This is a genomic window from Nonomuraea roseola (genome assembly GCF_039535395.1).
In the GTDB taxonomy this organism is placed as follows: domain Bacteria; phylum Actinomycetota; class Actinomycetes; order Streptosporangiales; family Streptosporangiaceae; genus Nonomuraea; species Nonomuraea roseola.
The window spans coordinates 194915-215863 of record NZ_BAAAXC010000008.1; the positions used below are offsets into that span (position 1 = coordinate 194915).

General features: G+C 68.9%; 21 protein-coding genes. 8 read left to right on the forward strand and 13 right to left on the reverse strand.

Annotation, left to right across the window (positions count from 1 at the left end):
- Positions 1 to 119: 119 nt before the first annotated feature.
- The 3 genes from ABFX55_RS09240 to ABFX55_RS09250 all read left to right on the forward strand — a co-directional run bounded on the left by ABFX55_RS09240 (position 120) and on the right by ABFX55_RS09250 (position 1850).
- Positions 120 to 581, forward strand: coding sequence for a hypothetical protein (locus ABFX55_RS09240; RefSeq protein WP_346119560.1), 462 nt, complete (start codon positions 120 to 122; stop codon positions 579 to 581).
- A 254-nt stretch (positions 582 to 835) separates the two neighbouring features.
- A complete protein-coding gene (locus ABFX55_RS09245) occupies positions 836 to 1243 on the forward strand; it encodes an HIT family protein (protein WP_346119562.1) in 408 nt (135 codons plus the stop codon).
- A gap of 253 nt (positions 1244 to 1496) precedes the next feature.
- Complete coding sequence (locus ABFX55_RS09250) at positions 1497 to 1850, forward strand: STAS domain-containing protein (RefSeq protein WP_346119563.1); 354 nt, start codon at positions 1497 to 1499, stop codon at positions 1848 to 1850.
- Positions 1851 to 2460: 610 nt separating this feature from the next.
- Here ABFX55_RS09250 and ABFX55_RS09255 read toward each other — a convergent pair.
- Entirely contained in the window at positions 2461 to 2847 is a 387-nt protein-coding gene (locus tag ABFX55_RS09255) for a MerR family transcriptional regulator (RefSeq protein WP_346119564.1), read from the reverse strand.
- Between the two features lie 275 nt (positions 2848 to 3122).
- On the opposite strand from ABFX55_RS09255, the gene ABFX55_RS09260 reads away from it, so the two are divergent.
- Positions 3123 to 3887 carry a class I SAM-dependent methyltransferase gene (locus ABFX55_RS09260; protein ID WP_346119566.1) on the forward strand — a complete coding sequence of 255 codons (765 nt, stop codon included), beginning with the start codon at positions 3123 to 3125 and terminating at the stop codon, positions 3885 to 3887.
- A gap of 205 nt (positions 3888 to 4092) precedes the next feature.
- Here ABFX55_RS09260 and ABFX55_RS09265 read toward each other — a convergent pair whose 3' ends face one another.
- Positions 4093 to 4290: a hypothetical protein gene (locus ABFX55_RS09265; RefSeq protein ID WP_346119568.1), complete on the reverse strand. Its 198-nt coding sequence runs from the start codon at positions 4288 to 4290 to the stop codon at positions 4093 to 4095.
- Between ABFX55_RS09265 and ABFX55_RS49735 the strand changes: the two genes are divergently transcribed.
- Together ABFX55_RS49735 and ABFX55_RS09270 are read left to right on the forward strand one after the other, a co-directional pair.
- Positions 4280 to 4600, forward strand: a complete 321-nt coding sequence (locus ABFX55_RS49735; protein WP_379479167.1) for a GNAT family N-acetyltransferase — start codon at positions 4280 to 4282, stop codon at positions 4598 to 4600. The two genes, ABFX55_RS09265 and ABFX55_RS49735, sit on opposite strands and share 11 nt — an antisense overlap.
- A gap of 73 nt (positions 4601 to 4673) precedes the next feature.
- Positions 4674 to 5231, forward strand: coding sequence for a DinB family protein (locus ABFX55_RS09270; protein ID WP_346119569.1), 558 nt, complete (start codon positions 4674 to 4676; stop codon positions 5229 to 5231).
- A gap of 237 nt (positions 5232 to 5468) precedes the next feature.
- Here ABFX55_RS09270 and ABFX55_RS09275 read toward each other — a convergent pair whose 3' ends face one another.
- Positions 5469 to 6554: an MFS transporter gene (locus ABFX55_RS09275; protein ID WP_346119570.1), complete on the reverse strand. Its 1086-nt coding sequence runs from the start codon at positions 6552 to 6554 to the stop codon at positions 5469 to 5471.
- 782 nt (positions 6555 to 7336) lie between these two features.
- On the opposite strand from ABFX55_RS09275, the gene ABFX55_RS09280 reads away from it, so the two are divergent.
- A complete protein-coding gene (locus tag ABFX55_RS09280; protein ID WP_346119571.1) occupies positions 7337 to 8212 on the forward strand; it encodes a PhzF family phenazine biosynthesis protein in 876 nt (291 codons plus the stop codon).
- 1481 nt (positions 8213 to 9693) lie between these two features.
- Here the strand turns inward: ABFX55_RS09280 and ABFX55_RS09285 are convergent.
- Together ABFX55_RS09285 and ABFX55_RS09290 are read right to left on the reverse strand one after the other, a co-directional pair.
- A complete protein-coding gene (locus ABFX55_RS09285; RefSeq protein WP_346119573.1) occupies positions 9694 to 10047 on the reverse strand; it encodes a VOC family protein in 354 nt (117 codons plus the stop codon).
- Between the two features lie 276 nt (positions 10048 to 10323).
- Positions 10324 to 10680: a hypothetical protein gene (locus ABFX55_RS09290; protein WP_346119575.1), complete on the reverse strand. Its 357-nt coding sequence runs from the start codon at positions 10678 to 10680 to the stop codon at positions 10324 to 10326.
- A gap of 383 nt (positions 10681 to 11063) precedes the next feature.
- Here ABFX55_RS09290 and ABFX55_RS09295 point away from each other — a divergent pair, with 383 nt between their 5' ends.
- Positions 11064 to 11729, forward strand: coding sequence for a winged helix-turn-helix transcriptional regulator (locus tag ABFX55_RS09295; protein ID WP_346119577.1), 666 nt, complete (start codon positions 11064 to 11066; stop codon positions 11727 to 11729).
- A gap of 425 nt (positions 11730 to 12154) precedes the next feature.
- Here ABFX55_RS09295 and ABFX55_RS09300 read toward each other — a convergent pair whose 3' ends face one another.
- From ABFX55_RS09300 to ABFX55_RS09340, 8 genes are all read right to left on the reverse strand, one after another.
- Entirely contained in the window at positions 12155 to 12877 is a 723-nt protein-coding gene (locus ABFX55_RS09300; RefSeq protein ID WP_346119579.1) for a GNAT family N-acetyltransferase, read from the reverse strand.
- A gap of 37 nt (positions 12878 to 12914) precedes the next feature.
- Positions 12915 to 13157, reverse strand: coding sequence for a hypothetical protein (locus ABFX55_RS09305; protein WP_346119581.1), 243 nt, complete (start codon positions 13155 to 13157; stop codon positions 12915 to 12917).
- A 508-nt stretch (positions 13158 to 13665) separates the two neighbouring features.
- On the reverse strand, positions 13666 to 14079 hold the full coding sequence (locus ABFX55_RS09315) for an amidohydrolase family protein (RefSeq protein WP_346119583.1): 414 nt from the start codon (positions 14077 to 14079) through the stop codon (positions 13666 to 13668).
- Positions 14080 to 14455: 376 nt separating this feature from the next.
- A complete protein-coding gene (locus ABFX55_RS09320; RefSeq protein WP_346119585.1) occupies positions 14456 to 16132 on the reverse strand; it encodes a dipeptide ABC transporter ATP-binding protein in 1677 nt (558 codons plus the stop codon).
- Positions 16119 to 16940: an ABC transporter permease gene (locus ABFX55_RS09325; RefSeq protein ID WP_346119587.1), complete on the reverse strand. Its 822-nt coding sequence runs from the start codon at positions 16938 to 16940 to the stop codon at positions 16119 to 16121. Before ABFX55_RS09325 ends, ABFX55_RS09320 begins: the two co-directional genes overlap by 14 nt.
- Positions 16937 to 17878: an ABC transporter permease gene (locus tag ABFX55_RS09330; protein ID WP_346119589.1), complete on the reverse strand. Its 942-nt coding sequence runs from the start codon at positions 17876 to 17878 to the stop codon at positions 16937 to 16939. The genes ABFX55_RS09325 and ABFX55_RS09330 overlap by 4 nt, the downstream gene beginning before the upstream one ends.
- 1 nt (position 17879) lies before the next feature.
- Positions 17880 to 19430 carry an ABC transporter substrate-binding protein gene (locus ABFX55_RS09335; protein WP_346119591.1) on the reverse strand — a complete coding sequence of 517 codons (1551 nt, stop codon included), beginning with the start codon at positions 19428 to 19430 and terminating at the stop codon, positions 17880 to 17882.
- Positions 19431 to 19710: 280 nt separating this feature from the next.
- Entirely contained in the window at positions 19711 to 20913 is a 1203-nt protein-coding gene (locus tag ABFX55_RS09340; protein WP_346119592.1) for a serine hydrolase domain-containing protein, read from the reverse strand.
- Positions 20914 to 20949 lie beyond the last annotated feature (36 nt).

Here is a 20949-nt window from a genome sequence, read left to right on the forward strand (position 1 = left end):
GCCGCATGCCGCGAGGAGGATCGGCCCCCAGTTGACGGCGGCCAGGGTCGACCTGGCCGCCCGGGACGCGCCGAATCCGTGGACCGCCGGTGCGGCGCCGGCATGAGACCGGACGGGCGGTGCTGGAGCCGGTCAGCGCGGACCGCAGGCTGCTGGAGTCGCTGGAGTTCGTGCGCGCCAATGCCACCCGCGCCAGTGAGCTCATCGGCGATGAGTACACGGCCGAGGAAGACGTCATCGACGAACGGCGAGATCTCCACGGTCACGGTGCGCAAGCACGTGGACGTGTCCTTCGCGCCCAGCTGGTCAGGTCTTCTGGGCCCATCGCCAGCTCGTGGCTGGCGACGGGGCCTTCGTTCTCTCAAACAGCGTTGATCACATCCGGCGAAGGCCGGTCCTCACCGAATCCTGGCGAGGTCGATCAGGTAGAGCTGGTCTCCGAGCGTGTAGCTGAGGAGCCGACCGGTCGGATCCGTGGAGGGCAGGCCGATGGACAGGCCCTCCGCGCGCGCAGCTTCAGCAGCGCCTCCTGGACCAGGTCGGCCGCGTCGTGCGGATTGCCCGCCAACACGTGGCCGTAGCGCAGCAGTGCGTCGCCGCGTTCGGCGACGAACTCCGCAAAACGCGGATCAGCTTCCAACACTTCTCGCCCTCCGTCCCTTCTTTCACATCCCAGAGGAACAAGGCGCAGAAACTGTTGCATGAGCGGCTCCGGGCGAGCTCGCCGAGCTGATCAACCAGTGCGCGCAAGAGGAAACGGACCCTGAGCGGCACCTCACCATCACCATCTGAAAAGCCTTTGCAGCAGGCCAGGCGTGCTGTGATCATGCCGGTCATGAACTGCGTCTTCTGCCGCGTCGTCGCCGGCACCGAGTCCTCGCAGACAATCCACGAGGACGAGCACACCATCGCCTTCCTCAACCTCGCCCAGGCCACCAGAGGCCACACGCTGATCGTCCCCAGAACGCACCATCGAGACCTGGGGGAGATCCCAGCAGAGACGGCGGCACACGTCATGCGGGCTGCGGTCGAGGTGTCCCGGCAGCTCGCCGGCGCGCTCGGGGCTCCTGGCGTGAATCTCTGGCACGCCAGCGGCGAGACGGCCTGGCAGAGCGTCTTCCACTTCCACCTACACGTGGTTCCCCGCTTCGAGCCCACCGACCTCACGCCGCCGTGGGCGGAGGTAGAGCACCCGGTCGAGTCCCTCGCGGGGTTGGCCAAGGAGATAAGGGCCTGGGGCTGAAGCCGCGGCCGACCTACTCGCCTTACGTGCCTTAACGGCGTCCACGCGGCTGACCAGCTAGTTCGCTTGACAACCCCAGATAGGACCGCGTCTTCCAGGTGTGGTGTGATCGGTAGTGCGGTGCGACACGGAAATCGAACGCTATACGGGCGGCGTTACATGGATGCCGGGGTGCCGGTAGGAGCCTCGCGCACGCCTGCAGTGGCACGCGAACCTCGACATCCGCTCTTGATCACCGGGTTATGGTTGGGCGGTGAAGCCTCTCGTGCTTGGCTGCCAGCACCTTCCCGGCGTCACGCTGATCACCGTGGCCGGGCAACTGGACACGATCACCAGCGGCCAGTTGGACGGCTTCATCCGCCAGGTCCGCCGTCGGCCAGAAGAGCATGTGGTGCTCGACCTGACCGAGCTGTCCTTCATGGACAGCAGCGGACTACGGGTGATGCTCACCACCCACTCCTACAGCGCTCAGCACGGCGGCAGCCTGCGCCTGGCGGCGCTGCGGGCCGGTCCGGCCCGGCTGCTGCACATCGCCGGCCTGGAGTCCCATCTGTCGATCTACGCCAGTGTGCAGGACGCGCTCGCCGACGCCTTCGCCACCGACTAGGGACCGGCCGCGCTCGCGGACGGTGGTGATCAGCGGGTTAGGTCGGCGTCGTCGTCGGTGCGAATGCGCAGGCGGACGGAGGCGCGGCCGGAATACCGCTCGGTGTTCCGGTGGAGGATCCCCTTACGGAACACCGCCGCCGTGCGCCACGCGTGCCGGCGCCTCGGGCGAGGCCCCAGGAATCCACGGTGATTCCAGTGGCTTCTCCCCTGGGACCATGCTCCCGGCGTTCTCCCGCTCACCGAGGCCGGGGGCGTCGCCCGGCACCACGACCGAACGCCCTATCGTCCGACTGGCATGCGGCCCGGCCTGCTCAACGCGGCCGACGCCGCATGCTGGCAGACCGTCCGCTCGGTCCTGAGTCTTTGACCTCGGCCGGATTGCCGGTGAACGGCAGAGACGATCGCACCACGCACAATCCGCATCACCTGCCATAGCGACCGGTTGCGGTCGGCATCTGCTCGGCCCGCCGTTGACTGGGCCGTACTCAGCCCGGCGTTAGCGTACGTTTTGGTTCCGCTGCACTTCGACCCCCCCGGCCGGCCCCGTGTCGCCGAGGGAGACGAGCAGGCGGCGCAGGAGCACGGGGATCTGGTCGCGGCCTGGTAGATCATCGTGAGGCGGGGGCGGCCGACGAGGAGACGGTGAGGGGCGCGGCGGCGATGACGGCGTCGAGTAGATCACGCGAGGCTTGCAACTCCTCGATCGCGCGGGTGATGCGTTCACGCTGGTGCTGCAGATCGTCGATGATCTCCGGGCAGACGGGCACCAGGTTCCCTGCCTTGACCCGTATGCAGGGCAGCACCTGCCCGATGGTCTCGGTGTTGAGCCCTGCCGACAGCAGACGGCGAATGCGCAGGACGGTGTCGACATCCGATTCCTGATAGTAGCGGTAACCGCTGGCCGCTCGTTCCGGCCACAGGAGGCCCTGCTTCTCGTAGTAACGCAGCAGCCGCTCATGAACCCCGGTACGACACGACAGTTCCCCGATACGCACGACCCCTCCATTTGACTCTGACATGGATGTCAGAGTTTAACCTCCTCCGTATGAGAGGAACATTTTCCTGGCGGTCACGGTCAACGTGGCTGCGTTCATGCTGGCCCATGCGGTGGGCTCGATGATCGGTGCGGGGGTCGTCACCGCCGCCGGACTGCGCTGGACGGGTCTGGCCGCGCCGCGCTCAGCGCCGCCGGGCTGTTGGTCGTCCCTCGGCTCACGGCCGCTGCACGACTGTGAACGTCCGGCCGTAACCCTGACAGTGAGGAAGATCCATGACTGAAGCCGCTGACCACTACGACCGGCTGCTCGCCCGGCATTACACCTGGATGCTCGGCGGCGATCTGGCCGCCCTCGCCGCGGAGCAGGCGGATCTGCTGCGCAGCGTCGGCGTCGTTTCGACGGCGGCCGCCGGTACCGCCGTCGACCTCGGCTGCGGACCGGGCAACCAGAGCTTGGCCCTGGCCCAGCTCGGCTTCTCCACCGTGCTGGCGGTCGACACGAGCAAGGCGCTGCTCGACGAACTGACCGCCACCGCCGGCGGCGACCCCGCGATCCGGACCGTCCAGGCCGACATCCGCACGGTGTTGCCGCATATCGCTCGGCCCGGTACGGCGGACGTCATCGTCTGCATGGGCGACACGCTGACCCATCTGCCCAGTAAGGACGACGTGATCGCCTTGCTCGGCGACATCGCCGACGCCCTGGTGAAGGGCGGCCAGCTCGTGATCACCTACCGCGACCTCACCCGTCCTCTGGCCGGCGCCGACCGGTTCATCCTGGTCCGCGGCACCGCCGACCAGCTGCTCACCTGCTTCCTGGACTATGGCGACGACGACACCGTCCTCGTCCACGACGTGCTGTGCACCCGTACCGGCGACACCTGGATCCAACAGGTCGGCAGTTACCCCAAGCTCCGCATCGGCGCCGACTGGCTCGCCGCGCAATGCGCCGTGGCCGGGCTGTCGGTGCGACGCAACGAGATCGGCCCACGCGGCATGCGCCTGTTGACCGCCGTCAAGGCGGGAGCGGAGAGCTGAGCCTGTCGCTGTCCGGCTCCACCGCCCGCTACCGGCGCCGTGCCGTGGCCGGCCTGCTGCTACGCAACCTCCTCCCACACGTAGGAAGGTCACCGATCTCATGAGACTCGACGTCCCGGTGCTGTTGTACGGGTGGAGCCGCTCACCATGGACCATGCGCCCGAGCTGGCGCCGGCCGCAGAAGAGGACCGGTCCTCCTATGCCTTCACCCTGGTTCCCGTGCGGATGAGGTGGAGGCCCACCTGTAAGCCCAGCTCTCTCTCGTCGGGGGGTTGACCCCCTTCGCGGTGTCGTCGTGGTACTTGCTGACGAGGGTGGTGACGGCGGTGGCGAGCTCCTCGGCGAAGGCGGCGCGGTCGGCGGCGCAGATCCGCGTGCAGCATGAGAAGGCGGTGGGATGCACGGCGTTCTGGGATCCGCGTTACTGGCCTGGCCGCCAGGACCTGCGCGCTGTGGAGGTCGGCTGGACCTGGCTGGCCGCTTCCGCACAGGGCACCACTATCAACGCCGAGGCCAAGCTGCTGTTGTTCACTCACGCGTTCGAGGTGCTGGGCGTGACTCGCGTCGACCTGAAGGCCGACGCACGCAACCAGCGCTCCGCCGGGCGATGGAGCGCCTCGGGGCGACATTCGAGGGGGTGTTGCGCAGGTGGTCGCCTTCCTCGGCACCGGGCGAGGAAGGCCTGTTGCGGGACTCGGCCATGTTCTCGGTGATCGCCACGGAGTGGCCGGCCGTCAAGACGGCCATGCTGGACCACCGCCTCGCCAAATCCGATGGAGAAGTGAAATGACCCCTCAAAAGCCCATGTTTGCCGAAATGTTCGTCGATGAGAAAGCCGACCCCAGGATCCACGTGCCGACCGGAGGCGAGGAGAAGGCCATGCTCGCCGCCTTCCTGCGCTGGCAGCGGCAGACGCTGCGGCTGAAGTGCGCCGAGCTCGACCCGCGGGCCCTCGCCCAGCGGCCGGTGTCCTTCTCCGGCTTGTCCCTGCTTGGCCTGGTGCGGCACCTGGCCGACGTCGAGCGCCGTTGGTTCCGCCGGGACCTGGCTGGGCAGGCGGTCGAGCCGTACTTCGCCTCGGAGGATCACCGAGACGCGGCCTTCGACAATGCCGCACCCGATGCCGAGATGGTCGCCGAGGCCTGGCGCCGATGGCAGGAAGAGGTCGACTTCGCCGACCGTTTCGTGGCCGAGGCGGAGAACCTGGAGGTGGCCGGTGAGGATTCCTGGCGGGGCACGATCACCCTGCGGTGGGTGCTGGTGCACATGGTGGAGGAATACGCGCGGCACAACGGCCACGCCGACTTCCTCCGGCAGGGCATCGACGGCGCGGTTGGCCTCTGAGCGGACATCGAACGGTGGGCCGAGATCGGGGGCGTCCTCCAGCCCAGCGACGGCGTACACCGGCCATCGCGGTTTTCCGGGTTCCTGGCCGCCGGCATGGACGACTGCGGGGATCTGACGGTGATCGACGCTGGATGCGGGCCGGGCTGGTGGCCGTGGCGGCGCTGGAGGCGGGAGCTCGTCACGTCGTGGCCCAGGACTACGACCCGAAGGCCCTGCACGACACGGCCCGCAACGTCACGCGGACTGGACCGCGTTGTTCACCTGGCTGCGGAGCTCCGGTGGGGCGGCGGCAACCGCCTGCCCGGGGCGCCCTTGCGGATGGCGTCCGCGATCTGGTTGGCCTGTTCTTGGAGGGCGGGGATGTTCGCGAGCCGCTCCCGTAGCGCCTCGTGCAGTGATGCGGTGAAGACCGAGCAGTACAGGGCGATGCCGACCTGCCGGAAGGTCTGGTTCACACCGGAGGCCATGCCGGCCCGGTACACCGGGCGCGACCCCCGTCGCGGTCGACGCCAGCGGCGGGTTGACCATTCCAGCGCCGATGCCGGTGACGATGAATCCCGGGATGAGGTGAGTCCAGTCCGAATCGGCGGTTACGCCCCTCATGAGCAACAGGCCGATGCCCACCACGACCAGTCCGGGGCCGATCAGCCACCGGGTCGGCACCCGGTTCAGCAACCGGCCTGCCGCCATGGCGGCGACGAGCGTGCAGCCGGAGCTGACCAGCAGCCGGGCACCGGTGCCCATCGCGCTGTGACCGAGACCGTTCTGCAGGTAGAGCACGAGGTAGATGAACATCGCGAACAACGAGGCGTTCATCGCGAACGCCGCGATCGAGCCGCCGACGAACGTCGGGGTCCGCAGCAGCGAGAGGTCGAACATCGGCTCCGGCACTCGCGACTCGACTACCACGAACGCCGCGAGGAACAGCACCGCGAGGCCGGTACAGACCAGTACGCCCTGCTCGCCCCATCCCATGTCGCTCGCCCTGATCAAGGCGTACACCAGGCTGAACAGTCCGGCGGTGAGCGTCACGACGCCCAGCCAATCGATCCGGGAGGCGTGCGGCGGACGGGACTCCTCCACCAGCCGAAGCGTGATGACGATCGCGGCAATGCCGATCGGCAGGTTGACCAGAAAGATGCCGCGCCAGTTGATCCCGCTGGTGATCACGCCGCCGAGCACCGGGCCGAGCGCGGTGGCGACATCCGCGACGGAACCCCAGACGCCGAAGGCCACGCCGCGCTGTCTGCCCGAACGCGCCGGCGAGCAGCGCCAGGGAGGTGGCGAACAGGATCGCGCCGCCGACTCCCTGGACTGCACGGGAGACGATCAGCATCACCTGTTCCTGGGCGATGCCGCACAGCAGCGATCCCGCCGTGAAGCTTCAAGACGGGGTGATCGTGGATGCTCCGGCTGAGCTCTACCATCGCCTCGGTCGCTCGGCGTTGCCTAGCGCGGAGGCGATGGTGGGCGGCGTGTCCAGAGGCGCTGCGTCCCAGTGGTAGCCGCATGACGTGCAGTGACGGGCCAGCCGTTCCGGCCTCGGGCCGTCCACGATGTGGGAGGAGTTCCAGGGGAGGGCGACGGCGCCTCGCGCCTCTCGGTATTGGAGGGTCGCGCCGATCCAACCGCACGTCGGGCAGATCGGTTCCAGGCCGCTGTACGGCGGCAACGCCAACGTGGCCGCGTCGTCGGGGGGCTGGTTCATGTGGCTGTGCTTCCTTTCGCTGCAGCGGCGAGAGGAAGCTAGACCATCGCATCGCTAACGTCGTATCCGCACGTCAGGGCAGCTATGCGGAGATGTACAGGGCTGCCGAGGGAGCCGCTGTGTTAGCGGCCATCCTCCGGGTTCGTGCCGGGCTCGAATGTGGCCGGCCCGCCTTGGCGGTGGTTCTTCGCGCCGAGCTACAGCGCGGCCGCGGTGTCTGACGGCGCCCTTGCTGGAGTTCGGCGTACCGGCGTCGGAGCCCGCCGAACTTGCCCACGTCGAACAGAGCGGCACACAGATCACAGGCTCCCTCTGATCTCAACCCCGTCCAGGCCCCAGGGCCTGGACGGCACCCGCCCTGAAGTCGGTCATCGCCGGCTCCTATGGTGATCGTGTGCAAGCCGACTTTGAGATCGTCGAGGTGTTCGGAACCGGGGCGGCGCTGACGGGTGGCCCGCTGGGCGTGGTGATCGGCGATCTGGGAGCTGACGACGCCGTGCTGCAGCGGCTCGCGGCCCGCCTGGCGATGCCGGAGACCGTGATCCTCGATCGCCACGGCGACGACGGCACGGTCGCGGTACGGATCTTCACGCCCTACGTCGAGCTGGGCTTCGCCGGTCATCCGCTGCTGGGAGCTGCGGCTGTGGCGGTCCGGCATACCCTGGTGTCACCCGGCGACGTCGCGCTCAGGACGCGTGAGGGAACAGTGCACGCGTACGTCTCGCCGGACGCAGGTACGGCGCACCTGGCGGAGCGGACCTGCCACGTCGGTGCTCCCCTCGGCGTGGGGGTGGAGGCGATCTGCGCAGCCGTTGGACTGCCCGAGGGGGCGGCAGCCGGCCCCGTCCGGGTGGCCAGTGCAGGGCTGGCCTTCGCATGCTTGCCCGTGGACAGCGTGCATCTGGAGGAGGCGCGAGCCTTGCCCGCCGACGTGGCCGCCCTGCCTGGGCGACTGCCGGATCTGTCGGAGGTCTTCGGGGTGGCGGTCTTCGTCCCGCGGCTGCCCCGCGTGCGGGCAAGGGTCTTCGTGCCCGAACCGTTGTGCGCGGAAGACCCTGCCACCGGCTCGGCGGCGCTGGCCATCGCCGGTTGGCTGGCCCAAGCCCACGGCTTCGGAGCTGAGCCGGCGCGGTTCGACGTCGTCCAGGGGAGTGCCGAGCTCGGCCTCTCCCATCTGCGAGTCCGGGCCCGCAAGACAGATGAGTCACACGTGCTCGCCAGCGTGGGCGGAAGCGTCCGCCGCCTCGTCCATGGCCGGCTGACGCTGTAGCCCGTGGCTCTCGAAAGGTGCTCCAGACCCTAGGTCAAGCCAGCATGACCTGGGCTGGACGAAGTCACCGAACCGAGCGTGCACAAGCGGGTCACCGAGCACCACATGCATGCGAGGACGAGGCCGAGGTGCTCGCGCCGCCGCCCCCTGAGCGACGGACTGGGGATGCGCTTCCCCAAGGCGGCGACGCGAGCGGTCTACGAGCGGCCGGTCACCATTCCTCCCTCGAGCTGATGGCAGGCGCGGCCGCCCACGAGTCGGACAGTGGCGAGGGTGCGTCTCCACCGAGCGGCGAGTCCAGGAGCCCCAGCGGCTGGGATTCGCTGTCGGGAGGCGTCCCGCCCGAGGCGCCGTCGTCGACAGGCCGGGCTGGGTCGGCGGCTGGTGGGTTCCGGTGAAGGCTCGCCGGTCGGCTCCAAGCTCGGGTTCGGCTCGCTTGTGGGGGTCGCGGTCGGGGTGGCTCACCGGTTGAGGTCGTGGTCGGGGTCGGAGCAGGGGTGGGCTCGCTGCTCGGCGTGGGCGGCGGCACAGGCTTGTCGGACGGCTCGGAAGTCGGCTCGCTAGTCGGCTGAGGCGGCTGCTCGCTCGGGATGGGCTTCGGGTCTTGCGTCGGTGGGCTCGTGGCTGGTCTGAGGGCGCCGGCGTCGGCTCCTTCGTAGGGGCGCTCGTCGGAGTCGCCTGCGGCATGGCCGGCTACGCCGGTTGCGGCCTGCACGGTGGTGACCGCGCCGCTCACGAACCTCCCTACCGCCGTGGCGACGGGGCCCGCCGCTTGCGCGGTTCCGCTCCCGGCTGAGACAGCTCCGACGCTGGACACGCCGACGCTGCATAGCGATCCATGCCGGGCATGGGCATCAGGGCGCCGTTGCTCATGAGCGCGGTCTGCACAGCGGAGGTGTAGCTGTCGATGGCGGCGCGCACCGCGACGTAGGCGATGGCGATGGCGGCGGCGGTCGGCGGGCATGGTGTGCTCGTGGGCCCAGGTGCGGGAGCGTTTCACGCGAGCGCCGATGCGGTCGAACGGCATCCTCTGCACTTTGTCCATCCGGTGGACGGCGAGGTCCTTCAGGTGCCGGTAGACCAGCATCCGCGCGTTGTGTTCTTCCATCTCGCGGTCTTCCGCTCGCGAACGGCCTCGTAGAAGGCCAGACCCTCGTTCGGCTGGGCCTCGTTCTGGATTCGCTCGAACGCGGTCTCGTACAGATCTGCCGAGAGCTTGAGGAAGAGTCCTCGGTCAACAGGGGTCTCCGGTGGTTCGTCAGAACAACATGGTGAACCCCAATAGATGTTGATCTCCTTATCTATCCCCTGGTTGAAACGCTTGGGGCTGCTACGAGCAGGGGCATCGGGTATAGCCGTCGCTTTTCGGCGAGTACTACCGGAACCCCTGTATACGGGCGCCACCTGGTGGAATCGCACGCCGGGTAGCGCCCGTGGAGGCCGGCCGGGCGGCGTTTTCATGGAACGCGTGGGGCCAGGGCTTATGCGTTCTCGTTGAGCTGAATGATCTGAAGGTAGTTCCCGTCAGGGTCTGCGAATGTTCCGAAGCGGCCATTGGGGCGATCCGAGACGGGGAACAGCCAGTCCACCCCTGCCGTCCGCAGTTGGGCCTCGACGGCGTCGAAGTCGTCGACGTGGAAGTTGAGGATCATCCGGCCCGGCTCGTTGTTCTTCGTGTCGACGTCGTCGCGCTGGTCGATGACCAGCAGAAAGCCGCCCAGATCGATCGCACCTTCACCCTCATGTGTCGGTGCGAGCGCCCTGCGGTACCACTCACGCAGTTCTGCGGGCCGGGTGGTGCCCAGAAGGATACTGCCGGGCTTCGGCGTGATCATTTCAGTCTCCTTGTCGTTGATTTCGTGAGGGACGCTTTCGAGCAGGGGCAACGGGCGTATCCGTTGCCTTTTTCGGCGAGTACTCCCGGAACCCCCGTACCACCCGCCGAAACAGAAGCCGCCCACTACGCTCAGAATCCAGCACAGCATCCTGCTGAGCTGTCACACCAGTAAATCTCCGGACTGGCCGGGGGATTCACCTGGAATCGGTGCTGGAATTCACCTGTCCAGCATCGGCAACCCCCACGCGGGATAAGCCCAGACTCCACCTGACGCCTAGTTTCCGACGTTTGCCGACTTGACCTCGACGAGGATCACGTTCACTTCGCCCGCCAGCAACTCCCAGGCGTGATCGAAAGCGCTTTCTTGCCAGACGACAGCGCCGGGGTTCAGATCCACGATCTGCGTCGTCCCGTCCGCCCAGGTCACTTTCTGTCGCCCGGAGCCGAGGTTGACCACGAGCATCGGCGGGTGTGAGTGCATCGCACTTTCCCAACCGTGAGAGGCGCGCGCATGGATCACCCGAACGTGTTCGTTCTCGAACAGGACTTGGTGCGCATCGGGATCCACGATCGATGCATGCTGGGGCTTCTGAGCTGAGGCCGGGGGCTGGCTCGAAAGAGAAGTACTCATCGCAGGCTCCTGTCTGCCGGGTTGTCGCGCGACCTTGGCGCCGGCTCCGCCACCGGATCGGTCCGGTGATCTCAAAGCGGGCCACTGGCTGTCGCATGGATCTGTCCTACCGGGCGCCATCGTCGCTACCTGAACCTCGCTGGCCGTCAGGCCGCTACTAAACGATAACCACAGTAAGTTGTTAAAAGCAACTACGATGAGTGGTCTTTCAGGATCAGAAGGGGGCCAGGAGAGAGCGACCATGCCGACCAGCCGTGGCTATAGGGACTCATGTGGGATGGCTCGGACCCTCGACGTCGTCCGGATCCGGACGGGAAGAGTTGTGAAAAGCAACTACTATGAGTGGTAGTTTCGGAGCAGGGTGGACCAAGGAGAGAGCGACCATGCCGACCAGCCGTAGCTATCGGGACTCATGTGGGATGGCTCGGGCTCTGGACGTCGTCGGGGAGCGGTGGGCACTGCTGGTCGTCCGGGAGCTGCTCTTGGTGCCTCAACGCTTCTCCGAGCTGCGGCACGCTCTGCCTAACGCCAGCTCGAACCTGCTCGCCGATCGACTTCGAGAACTCGAGCATCACGGGGTGATCAGTCGCCGAAAACTGGCGTCAACGGCAGGCCCGCAGGTCTACGAACTGACGGAGTGGGGCCGGAAGCTGGAACCGATCGTCCTGGCTCTGAGCGATTGGGGGATCGATGCCCCCCACCCCCCAGAGCCCACCTCACTCAGCGCCACCTCGGTGCTGATCTTCCTGCGAGGTCACGCTCGTCCCGACCCGGCGGCGCCGCCGATCGTTTGTCGCCTCGATCTCGACGGCTCGGTCTGGACGGTCTGCGTAGACTCCGGCAAGGTTCAGGTGCAGAGCGGTGAACCTGCCACGGCCGACATCTCGCTTCGTACGGACCCGAAGACGCTCGGCAGCCTGCTGGCCGATCCAGCCTCGCTCGACGCTGCGCTCGCCCAAGGGAGCGTGGCCCTTGTGGGCGACCTTCTGGCCCTCAAGCGGCTGCTGTACGGAGTCGCCGACCCTCCACCTCGGACCTCACAGGAGTGACAGGGGGGTGCCGTCACGAGCCGCGCCGGGCGATGCTGGAGTGCAGGTGGGCGCTGCAGTCTCGGGTATCGCCAGCCGAACGAACCGGCCTATCTGGCGGACCCGTTGCAGGCTAGGCCGCCTGCGTCGGAAGTAGCTTCGTCACCATCTCAATGAGAGGTTGTGGTCGAGCGCTCGAGGAAGCCGAGAACCTTTCGCACGGCGCTGTTCTTCTGCTCCTCGTCGAGTTCACCGTTGTTGCCGTCCTGCTCGACCTGGTCAATCGTGGCGCGAAGCTCTTCGGCGTCCTCGGGAGTGAGCCTCAGGGCGGGGATGGCGTCGCGTACGGGTGCGAGCTGTGCCCGGTGCCCGATGATCGGTAGGTGGGCAAGCTCGAAGGGGAGGAGTGACCACGTCGGAGAAGACGTTCATGGTTAGGTGGGAGCCTATGTGGCGGAGTCCGGCGAGACGACGTCCCAGGTCCCGAATCGAGTCAGACCGGCCGATCCGGCCGCCGCCACCGAGGCGTGGTTGTCGAGCTGGCAGCGATACTGCGGCTGGTGTTCCCGCGCGAGGGCGTGCCGGGAGATCGCGCGCACCAGGCGCCGGGCATGGCCCTTGCCCCGGTATGGCAGAAGGGTCAGCACACCGAGGTCGGCCAGCGGCGCATCGTGCCATGGGTACATGCTCGCCACGCACACCAGGAGCCCGTCTTGGAACGTGCCGTAGACGGCCCAGTGCTCCAGGTCGACGGACGCGTCGTCGAGGTCCTGTTCCGACGCCGCTTCCTCGAACTGTCCGAACGCCCGCGCGTCGGCCTTGGTGAGCGGGCGGATCGAGGGGTCGTCCGGTTCGCCGAGCAGGGCCTCCCTGGCCTCGTCGGTGAAGTAGAACAGGTTGTCGGCTCCGTGCAGTGAGATGCCGGACTGCTCCAGCCGCTGCCGGAAGCCCGCCTCGTCGACCGGCTGTCCGTCTTCCATGCCCACCGTTCCGGCGATCGCCGGGGTGAGCAGCACGCGCGTCTTCCCGTCGGTCGTCGTGAGGATGGTGAGCCTTTCGTCCTCGTCGAGGGCGGCGTCGACGGTGACACTGAAGGTGTCGTCACCGTAGAGAAGCCGGCTCGTCGTGGACGAGGTCAGCCAGAAGTCGGTGATGGTGGAAGGGAACATGTCGGTGCTTTCTGCTCGTCGTGGCCGGGCGGCTGGGTCAGAAGCGCTTGACGAGACTGACCGCGCGATCGGTGATGGTGAAATCAAGGCCCTGGTACAGGCCGAGGGTGCCGGTGGGGCTCTCGGCGTCGACGTCGATCACCGCGTCGCGCTCTGGGGCGAAGGCCGCGCTCCTGAACTTCTCCTCCAGTTCGTCCCTCATCACCAGCGAGCGCGGGTGATCGATCGTTCCGGCGGCATGCTTCAGGTCGGGGATCAGGCCGATGTCGGCGGCGGTCACAGGTCTCCAGGTGAGTCCCTCGCCAGCCGTAGGCAGCGCGACGGACGGCGGAGCGGTGACCCGGTCGCGCAGTGCGCGCAGTCCGGGGCGGTGATGTGCTCCGGTCACGTGCGTCCTTTCTCCGGGCCGACCGCACCGCTTCAGGACTGCTGTGGCGGTGGGGGCTCGCCTCCCGCAAGGGACCGCGCTGTGCGCTGACCTCAGGATTCGCTGGCTGCGGATGCGATCGTATCTATTGAAGACGGCAGAAAAAACTGATTAATGACCCGTCAAAACTCGTGCCCCGCCTACCGCCAGAATCGTCTGGAGGGCAAGTCTGCAGGGCGCCCTTATGTCTGCGGTGGCGCTGATGTCGGAGGGCAGTCCGGGCAGGGAGGCGAGGGCGAGGTCGGCGGCCCGGCCGAGCCCGGTCTCGAGCAGGCCGCCGCCCCAGACGGGCACCTCGTGGGCCTGCGCGACGTCGTGGACGCGACGGGCTTCCAGAAGACATCCAGGATCACCCGGCCGGTCATGGGCGGTTGTGGCGCAGGATCCGCCCGTGCCTTCCCCCCGTGAACTCGCCGTCCTCGATCACCGGATGTCCGGCCAGCAGGACGTGCCGGACCCCGGTGGGCCGGACGTCCGGCTCCTCGTAGGTTCCGGCATGACCGATCGTCTCGGGATCGAACACCGTGATATCCGCGATCGCCCCCGCTGCCAGCCATGCACGGTCCGCCAGTACGAAATGCGCCGCCGTCGCGGAGGTCATCTTGCGGATCGCCTCCGCCAACGGTACGACCGCGCGTTCTTGGACGTAGGTTCCGAGGAAGCGCGGAAAGGTCCCGAAGGTGCGCGGGTGGTTCGGTCCGACGGGCGGGCCGGAGTCCGAGCCGATGGTGACCAGCGGGTCGGCCATGATCTGCGCGACGTCGTCAGGGTGCATGGTTTGCAGGGCGAGACCTGCAGCCTGATCCCGGCCGCCCGGGCCACGGTGATCGCCTCGTCCAGCGCGTCGGCCAGGCCCTCGCTCTCGCTGCGCAGGTGCGTGGCGTAGGTGCCGTTCCACCGCCTGGCCACGTGCCCGAGGGCGATCAGCTCGTCGGTCCCGGCGAAGGCGCCCGGCACGTATTCCAGCCCGGTGGAGAACCCGAAGGCGCCCGCCGCGAAGGCCTGGCCCTCCACATCGATCACCCGCCGACCGGCCAGACCGGAACCCACCCGGGCGACCCGCCCGTCCCGCACGGCCACATCGGCCGTCCGGCCTGGCGTCCCGAATCCGTCGAACACCATGCCGCCCTGCAGTATTAAGTCGTACATTCCTACCTTTCCACCGATATTTCGCTCGACGCCAGGAGTCGGCGGGTATAGGGGTGTTCGGGGGAGTCCAGCACCTGATCGGTCGGCCCCGACTCCACGACCTGGCCGTTCAGCATCACGATCAGCCGGTCGGTGACCTGGCGGACCACGGCGAGGTCGTGGGTGATGAAGAGCATGCTCGTGCCCAGCTCGCGGTTGACCCGTCGCAGCAGTTCCAGGATGTGCGCCTGCACCGACACGTCCAGCGACGCCACCGGCTCGTCGCAGACCAGCAGCGCTGGCCGTACGGCCAGCGCCCTGGCGATCGCGACCCGCTGCCGCTCGCCTCCGGACAGTCCCGCTGGTCTCCGCCGGGTGTAGGCGGGGGGCAGGCCCACCAGCTCCAGCAGCTCCTGTGGGGTCATCCGCCCGTCGGGAGCGCCCTGGCGGGCCGCCTCGGCCAGCGTCGCGCCGATCGAGCGAGCCGGGTTCAACGAGGTGTAGGGATCCTGGAAGACGCACTGCACGACGCGGTGCCGCAACCCGGTCCCCAGGTCAATCCGGCCGCCGGAGGGCGTGACCAGGCCGAGCACGCACCTGGCCACCGTGGTCTTGCCTGAGCCCGACTCGCCGACCACGCCGACGCTCTCCCCCTCCGCCACCTCCAGGCTCACCTCGCGCACGGCCCTGACCTGGCGGTAGTCCTTGCGCAGGCCGGTGACGCGCAGGAGAGTCGGTCCGAAGGAGCGCGGACGGCCCGCGTCCCTGGTGGTGTACGGCTGGAGTTCGACCGGGAACAGGCACGCGCTGCGCCGATCCGCGTCGACCTCCCGCAGCGGCGGCCTGGCTTCGGCGCACTCCTGCCTGGCCTGTTCACAGCGGGAGACGAAGGCGCAGGACTCGCGGACGTCCGAGGCGGACGGCACGCTGCCGGGGATCCCGGCCAGCCGCTCCACGGTCCGTTCGATGGACGGCACGGCGCGCAGCAGCCCGGCGGTGTAGGGGTGGCCGGGATCCGCGGACACCGCGCGGGCGGGCCCGGTCTCGACGATCCGCCCGGCGTACATCACCGCGAGCCGGTCGCACAGCGCGAAGGCGACGCGCAGGTCGTGGGTGATCAGCAGGACGGACATGCCGCGTTCGCGCTGGATGCGGGCGAGCAGCCGCATGATCTCGTCCTGGACCGTGGCGTCCAGCGCGGTCGTCGGCTCGTCGGCGATCAGCAGTTCCGGGTCGCGGGCCAGCGCCGCCGCCAGGGCGATCCGCTGGCGCATCCCGCCGGAGAGCTGGAACGGGTACCGCTGCAGGACCGAGGGGTCGTCGATGCCGACCTCCGCGAGCCGCGCGGCGGCCTCAGGGCGCCGAGCCCGGGGAAGGGATTCGGCGATGTGCTGCCCGGCGGTCCGCAGTGGGTTGAGCATGGCGAACGGATCCTGCATGAGCAGGCCGACCCGGTTTCCCCGCAGACCGCGCAGCACCTTCTCGCGCGCGCCGACGAGCTGTGTGCCGCCCACCGTGATCGAGCCCGTGGCGCTGATGCCGCGCGGCAGCAGGCCCACGGCCGCGCGCGCGGTGAGCGACTTGCCGCTGCCCGACTCACCCACCAGGCCGAACGTCTCACCGGCCCGGACCTGCAGGTCCACGCCGTCGACGATCAGGCGGGAGCCGTACCTGATCTGGAGCCCCTCAATCGCCAGCACGCCCGGCTCCCTTCTGGTTGAACCGCTCGAACAGGCCGTCGCCGAGCAGGGTCGCCGCGGTCGCCGCCAGCGCGATGAGCGCGGCAGGCGCCAGCGACGCCCACGGGTTGAGATCCAGCAGGGCGCGGTTCTCCTCGATCATGAGTCCCCAGTCGGGCGTCCCCGCGGGCAGCCCGATGCCGAGGAAGGACAGACCGGCCAGCGAGACGAGCGCCACCACGAAGGTGATCAGCACGTTGGCCAGCACCGTCGGGGCGAGGTTGGGCAGGATGTGCCTGAACATGATCGTCCGCGAGGACAGCCCGAGCGTGCGAGCGGCCTCCACGTAGGCCAGCTCGCGCTGGGCGAGCGCCAGGCTGCGGATCACGCGCGTGTCGAACGGCGCGTACAGCACGACCAGCGCGGCGACCGACCAGCCGTACCCGCCACCCACGATGCCGACCAGCACGATGAGCACCAGCAGTCCGGGCAGCGCGATCATCAGATCGGTCACCCGCATGAGCACGGCGTCGGTCCAGCCCTTGTGGTAGCCGGCGACCAGGCCGAGCACCGTGCCGAGCACGGTGGTGCCCACGGCGACCACCGCCGGGCCCCACAGCGCGGTGGCCGCCCCGGCCAGCAGCCGGGAGAACACATCCCGGCCCAGGTCGTCGGTGCCCAGCCAGTGCGCCGCGCTCGGCCCGACCGGGCCGAGCGCGATGTCCTGCAGGCCCGGGTCATGCGGCGCGAGCCACAGGCCCGCGACCGCCGCGAGCACCAGGAGTGCCAGTACGGCTGCCGCCGCCCAGAGCACCACGCGATCCCTCATGGCGCGATCACCCCGTGCCGCACCCGGGCGTCCACCGCGAGGTAGGCCAGATCGACCAGGAGGTTCACGGCCACCACGATCGCGCCGCCGAGCAGCACCAGGGCCTGGACGAGCGGGATGTCCTTCTGCCCGACCGCCTGGATCAGCAGGGAGCCGAGGCCGGGCAGGCTGAAGATCCGCTCCACGAACACGGCTCCGGTCAGGTAGGTGGCCAGGGTCAGCCCGCCCACCGTCAGGACGGGGAGCGAGGCGTTGCGCATGGCGTAGCTGATCCAGATCCGCGACCGGGCGAGCCCGCGCGCCCTGGCGAAGGTCAGGTAGTCCTGCCCGGCCAGGTCGAGCGCGGCCGCGCGGGTCTGCCGGAGGACGATGGCCGCCTGTCCCGAGGCCAGCGCGATCGCGGGCAGCGTCAGGTGGGCGATGCCTCCGGACCCGTAGACAGGGAACCAGCCCAGCGCCACGGCGAAGCCGTACAGCAGGAGCAACCCGAGCACGAACGGCGGGATCGCCGTGGCGACGAGCGCCGCGGTGCTGATGCCCTGGTCCATCGCGCTGCCCCGGCGCAGGCCCGCGATCAGGCCGGCCGGGACCGCCACCGCGAGTGTCAACCCCACCCCGTAGGCGGCCAGCGCGGCGGTGACCGGCAGACGCTGGCCGATCACCGAGCTGACCGGCTCCCGCGAGTAGGACGAGGTACCGAAGTCGCCGTCCAGGGCCTTGCCGAGCCAGTGGACGTACCGCACGGCGACGGGCTCGTCGAGCATGTGCTCCGCCCGGATGGCGGCCCGGGTCTCCGGGGTGGAGGGACGGCTGCCGAGCAGGACATGCTCGGGGCTGCCCGGCGCCGCGACGAGCAGCCCGAAGGTGAGAACGGACAGGAAGCCGAGCAGGAGTCCCGCCGCCGCCAACCGTTTGCCGATGAAGGCCAGGACGGCCATGTCAGGCCCCCGCCGGGCGGATGGCGCTGTAGATGTCGACCGTCCAGGCGTTGATGTCGGCGGTGAACTTCTTGTTCAGCGCGTAGGCCTGGTCGATGCAGTACAGCGGTATGTAGGGGACCTGCTCGGCGACCTCGGCCAGCACCTCCGTGACCAGGTCGGCCTTGGCCGGGCCGGTGGCGGACATCGCCTCGTCGAGCCGCCTGTCCAGCTCGGCGGAGGCATACAGAGAGAAGTTCCAGCCGCCCTCCTGAGCCGAGGCGCGGCTGAGCAGGTCGGGCAGGACCTCGCCCGCGTCGGGCGTGGAGTAGCCCAGGTCGGAGAAGTGGATCCCGACACGGTCGTGGGACATCAGCCGCGCCCGGTAGGCGTCTTCTGGCTGGGTTTCCAGGGTGAGCTTGATGCCGATCTTGGCGAGGTCGGCGATGACCGCCTGGATGATCAGGGGGTTCTCGACCGGGGCGTAGGGCACGGTGATCGAGAACCCGTCGGGGTAGGCCGACTGGGCCAGTTCCGCCTTCGCCGCGGTCAGGTCGTGCTTGTAGGTCCTCAGCTTGCCGGCGACCTCCTCCACCCGGTCGCCGTAGAGCGTCTTGAGCTGGGGTGTCGTCAACAGTGCCGGGCTCAGCCGGCCGTGCCCGGCGGTGCCCACCCGGGCCAGCGCCTCCCTGTTGACGGCGTGCGCGATGGCGCGCCGCACGTGCACGTCCTTCAGCGGCCCCGCGGTGACGTCGAGGGAAAGGAAGGCCAGGTTGTTGGAGGGGTAGAAGCCGGTGGTGACGTCGGGCAGGCCGGCCCACTTGCGCACGTCCGTGATCGGGATGTCCATGGTGGCGTCCACGTCGCCCGAGGCGACGGCCAGGCGCCGCGCCTCGGGGTCTTCGATCGCCTTGATCTCGATTCGGGACAGCGCGCGCGCTCTGCCCCAGTAGCGCTCGTTGCGGACCAGGGTGAGGCCGTCGGTGATGGAGTACCGGGCGACCTTGTAGGGGCCGGTGCCGAGGGTGCCGACGTCCGGGCTCCCCAGGTCCTTGGGGTGGGCTTCGGCCAGCTTGCGCGGAACGACCTGCCAGCCGATCGCCGCGGTGGCCAGGAACGTCGCGTTCGGCCGGCGCAGCACCACGCGCACCGCACCGGGGCCGGTGGCCTCGACGCTCTTGACCGTGCCGAAGTAGCTGGCAGCCTCGGAGGCGACCTTGGGGTCAAGGTGGCGCCGCAGGGAGAAGGCCACGTCGTCCGAGGTCAGCGGTGTGCCGTCGGAGAACGTCACACCGGGGCGGAGCCTGAAGTCGTAGACCCCGGGCTTGGTCTCCTTCCACGACTCGGCCAGCGAGGGGACGACCGCGCCGGTCTTGTCCAGGGTGACGGGCGTGTCGAGCATCGCGAACTGGGCCAGCGTCGAGGCGGTGTCGAAGCCGTGCGCGATGTCGAGGCTGCGGACCGGGGAGGTGTTCGCCCAGACCAAGGTGTCCTTGGCGATGACGGGCTCCGGAGCCTGCGCACATCCGACGAGGACGAGTACGGCGGCGCACAGCGCCAGGGGGATCTTCATGTGCGGCCCTTCGGCAATCGTTGGGGGGTGAACCGCAGCCGGCTCGCGCCGTGAACAGCGTCATGGGCCGGTTCTCCGAGCAAGTGATCAGCCGCACCGGCGTCGGCTCGACCGGCGCGCCCGACATACTGCGCAAATGCCATGCCGGTCAGCATCACAGCGCAGACCTGTCTTGCCGTTGGCCAGGACGCAGAAGTCAGTACGGGGGCTTTTGTGCGTTCGCGAAAACCATGCGGAGTAACCGCGCCGTCATGGCGGCCACTCCGCACGGTCAGGTGGTTCAGCTCGTGGCCGAGGCGTACGTCCTGGCCAGCCGCTTGAAGATCGTGCCGGCCGCGTCCGTCCCCAGGCGGTTGGTCACGACCATCAGCGTCACCCCGCGGTCGAGGTCCGTCCCGCCCAGCGTGTTGAACCCGCCATAGGCGCCCGAGTGTCCCTGCCAGGCGCGGTTGCCGGCATCGACGCTCTCGGTGGCCATGCCGTAGGGCTCCTTCTCCGCGACGGACTGCGGAGTGGGCCTGATCATCGCCTGCACGGTGGCCGGCTTCAGGAGCTGCTTCCTGGCAAACAGCGCGTCGATGAACTGCGCGCCACCGAGCGCCGTTCCGGCGAACAGGCCGTCGCCCCACGGCAGACCGAACATGTCGGTCGGGATGCCGTTGTCGCCGAAGTAGGTGAACATGTCGATCGTCCCCAGGTCGGGGAAGTCCTCGTAACCATGGGCGAAGCGGGCGTAGTCGGACTGCTTGCGCTCCATCGTCAGCACCCTGCCGTCCTCGGGCGCGACGGAGCCGGCGCGGGCGGTGAAGGCGTTGACGGCGGCGGTGAGCTTCTGGTCCCCGCCCGCGAGGACGCTCAGCACGTGGGTCAGGATGAGGAATCCGGTGTTGGAGTAGCTGTACTCCTTGCCGGGACCGACGGGAGCGCGCAGGCCGCGGGCGATCATCTGCCAGGTGTACGGCATGCCCGGCTGGTACCGGTCACCGCCGGGAAGCAGCGGGGCGAGCTCGGGCGAGGCGTACACGTCGCGGTAGCCCGCGGTGTGGTTGAGCAGCATCCGGAGCGTGACCACGCCGGAGCCGGGCACATCGTTGCCGATGTAGGCCCTGATCGGGGTGTCCAGGGCGAGTTCGCCGGCCTCGACCTGGCTGAGGGCGTAGGTGGCCAGGAGCAGCTTGCTGTAGCTCGCGAAGCCGAACAGCGTGTCGTCGGTGACGGGGGTGGGCGGGTCGTCGACGGCCTTGCCGGACTTCCCCGACCAGACGAGCCGGCCGTTGCGCAGGATGACCGCCTGGACACCCGGGTCGCCGGCCTTGGCGGCGCTCTCGGCCAGGGCGGCGTCCAGGGCGCTGGTCAGGTCGGTGTGCTGCAGGGCAGCCGCGGTGGCGGGCGAGGCGGTGGCGGGCGAGGCGGTGGCGGTGACGGCGAGTAGTCCGGTGAGGCTGGCGAGGGCCAGCAGCGCTCGTGTTCTGGTGGCTGGCATGGCTGCCTGTTCCTTTCGGGAGGGGGATTCACAGGA

Excerpts from the sequence above, each read along its gene's own strand:
- ABFX55_RS09245 (WP_346119562.1), top strand. The coding sequence starts at position 836 with ATGAACTGCGTCTTCTGCCGCGTCGTCGCCGGCACCGAGTCCTCGCAG.
- ABFX55_RS09260 (WP_346119566.1), top strand. The coding sequence starts at position 3,123 with ATGACTGAAGCCGCTGACCACTACGACCGGCTGCTCGCCCGGCATTAC.
- ABFX55_RS09270 (WP_346119569.1), top strand. The coding sequence starts at position 4,674 with ATGACCCCTCAAAAGCCCATGTTTGCCGAAATGTTCGTCGATGAGAAA.
- ABFX55_RS09285 (WP_346119573.1), bottom strand. The coding sequence starts at position 10,047 with ATGATCACGCCGAAGCCCGGCAGTATCCTTCTGGGCACCACCCGGCCC.
- ABFX55_RS09290 (WP_346119575.1), bottom strand. The coding sequence starts at position 10,680 with ATGAGTACTTCTCTTTCGAGCCAGCCCCCGGCCTCAGCTCAGAAGCCC.
- ABFX55_RS09295 (WP_346119577.1), top strand. The coding sequence starts at position 11,064 with ATGCCGACCAGCCGTAGCTATCGGGACTCATGTGGGATGGCTCGGGCT.
- ABFX55_RS09300 (WP_346119579.1), bottom strand. The coding sequence starts at position 12,877 with ATGTTCCCTTCCACCATCACCGACTTCTGGCTGACCTCGTCCACGACG.
- ABFX55_RS09315 (WP_346119583.1), bottom strand. The coding sequence starts at position 14,079 with ATGCACCCTGACGACGTCGCGCAGATCATGGCCGACCCGCTGGTCACC.
- ABFX55_RS09325 (WP_346119587.1), bottom strand. The coding sequence starts at position 16,940 with ATGAGGGATCGCGTGGTGCTCTGGGCGGCGGCAGCCGTACTGGCACTC.
- ABFX55_RS09330 (WP_346119589.1), bottom strand. The coding sequence starts at position 17,878 with ATGGCCGTCCTGGCCTTCATCGGCAAACGGTTGGCGGCGGCGGGACTC.
- ABFX55_RS09335 (WP_346119591.1), bottom strand. The coding sequence starts at position 19,430 with ATGAAGATCCCCCTGGCGCTGTGCGCCGCCGTACTCGTCCTCGTCGGA.
- ABFX55_RS09340 (WP_346119592.1), bottom strand. The coding sequence starts at position 20,913 with ATGCCAGCCACCAGAACACGAGCGCTGCTGGCCCTCGCCAGCCTCACC.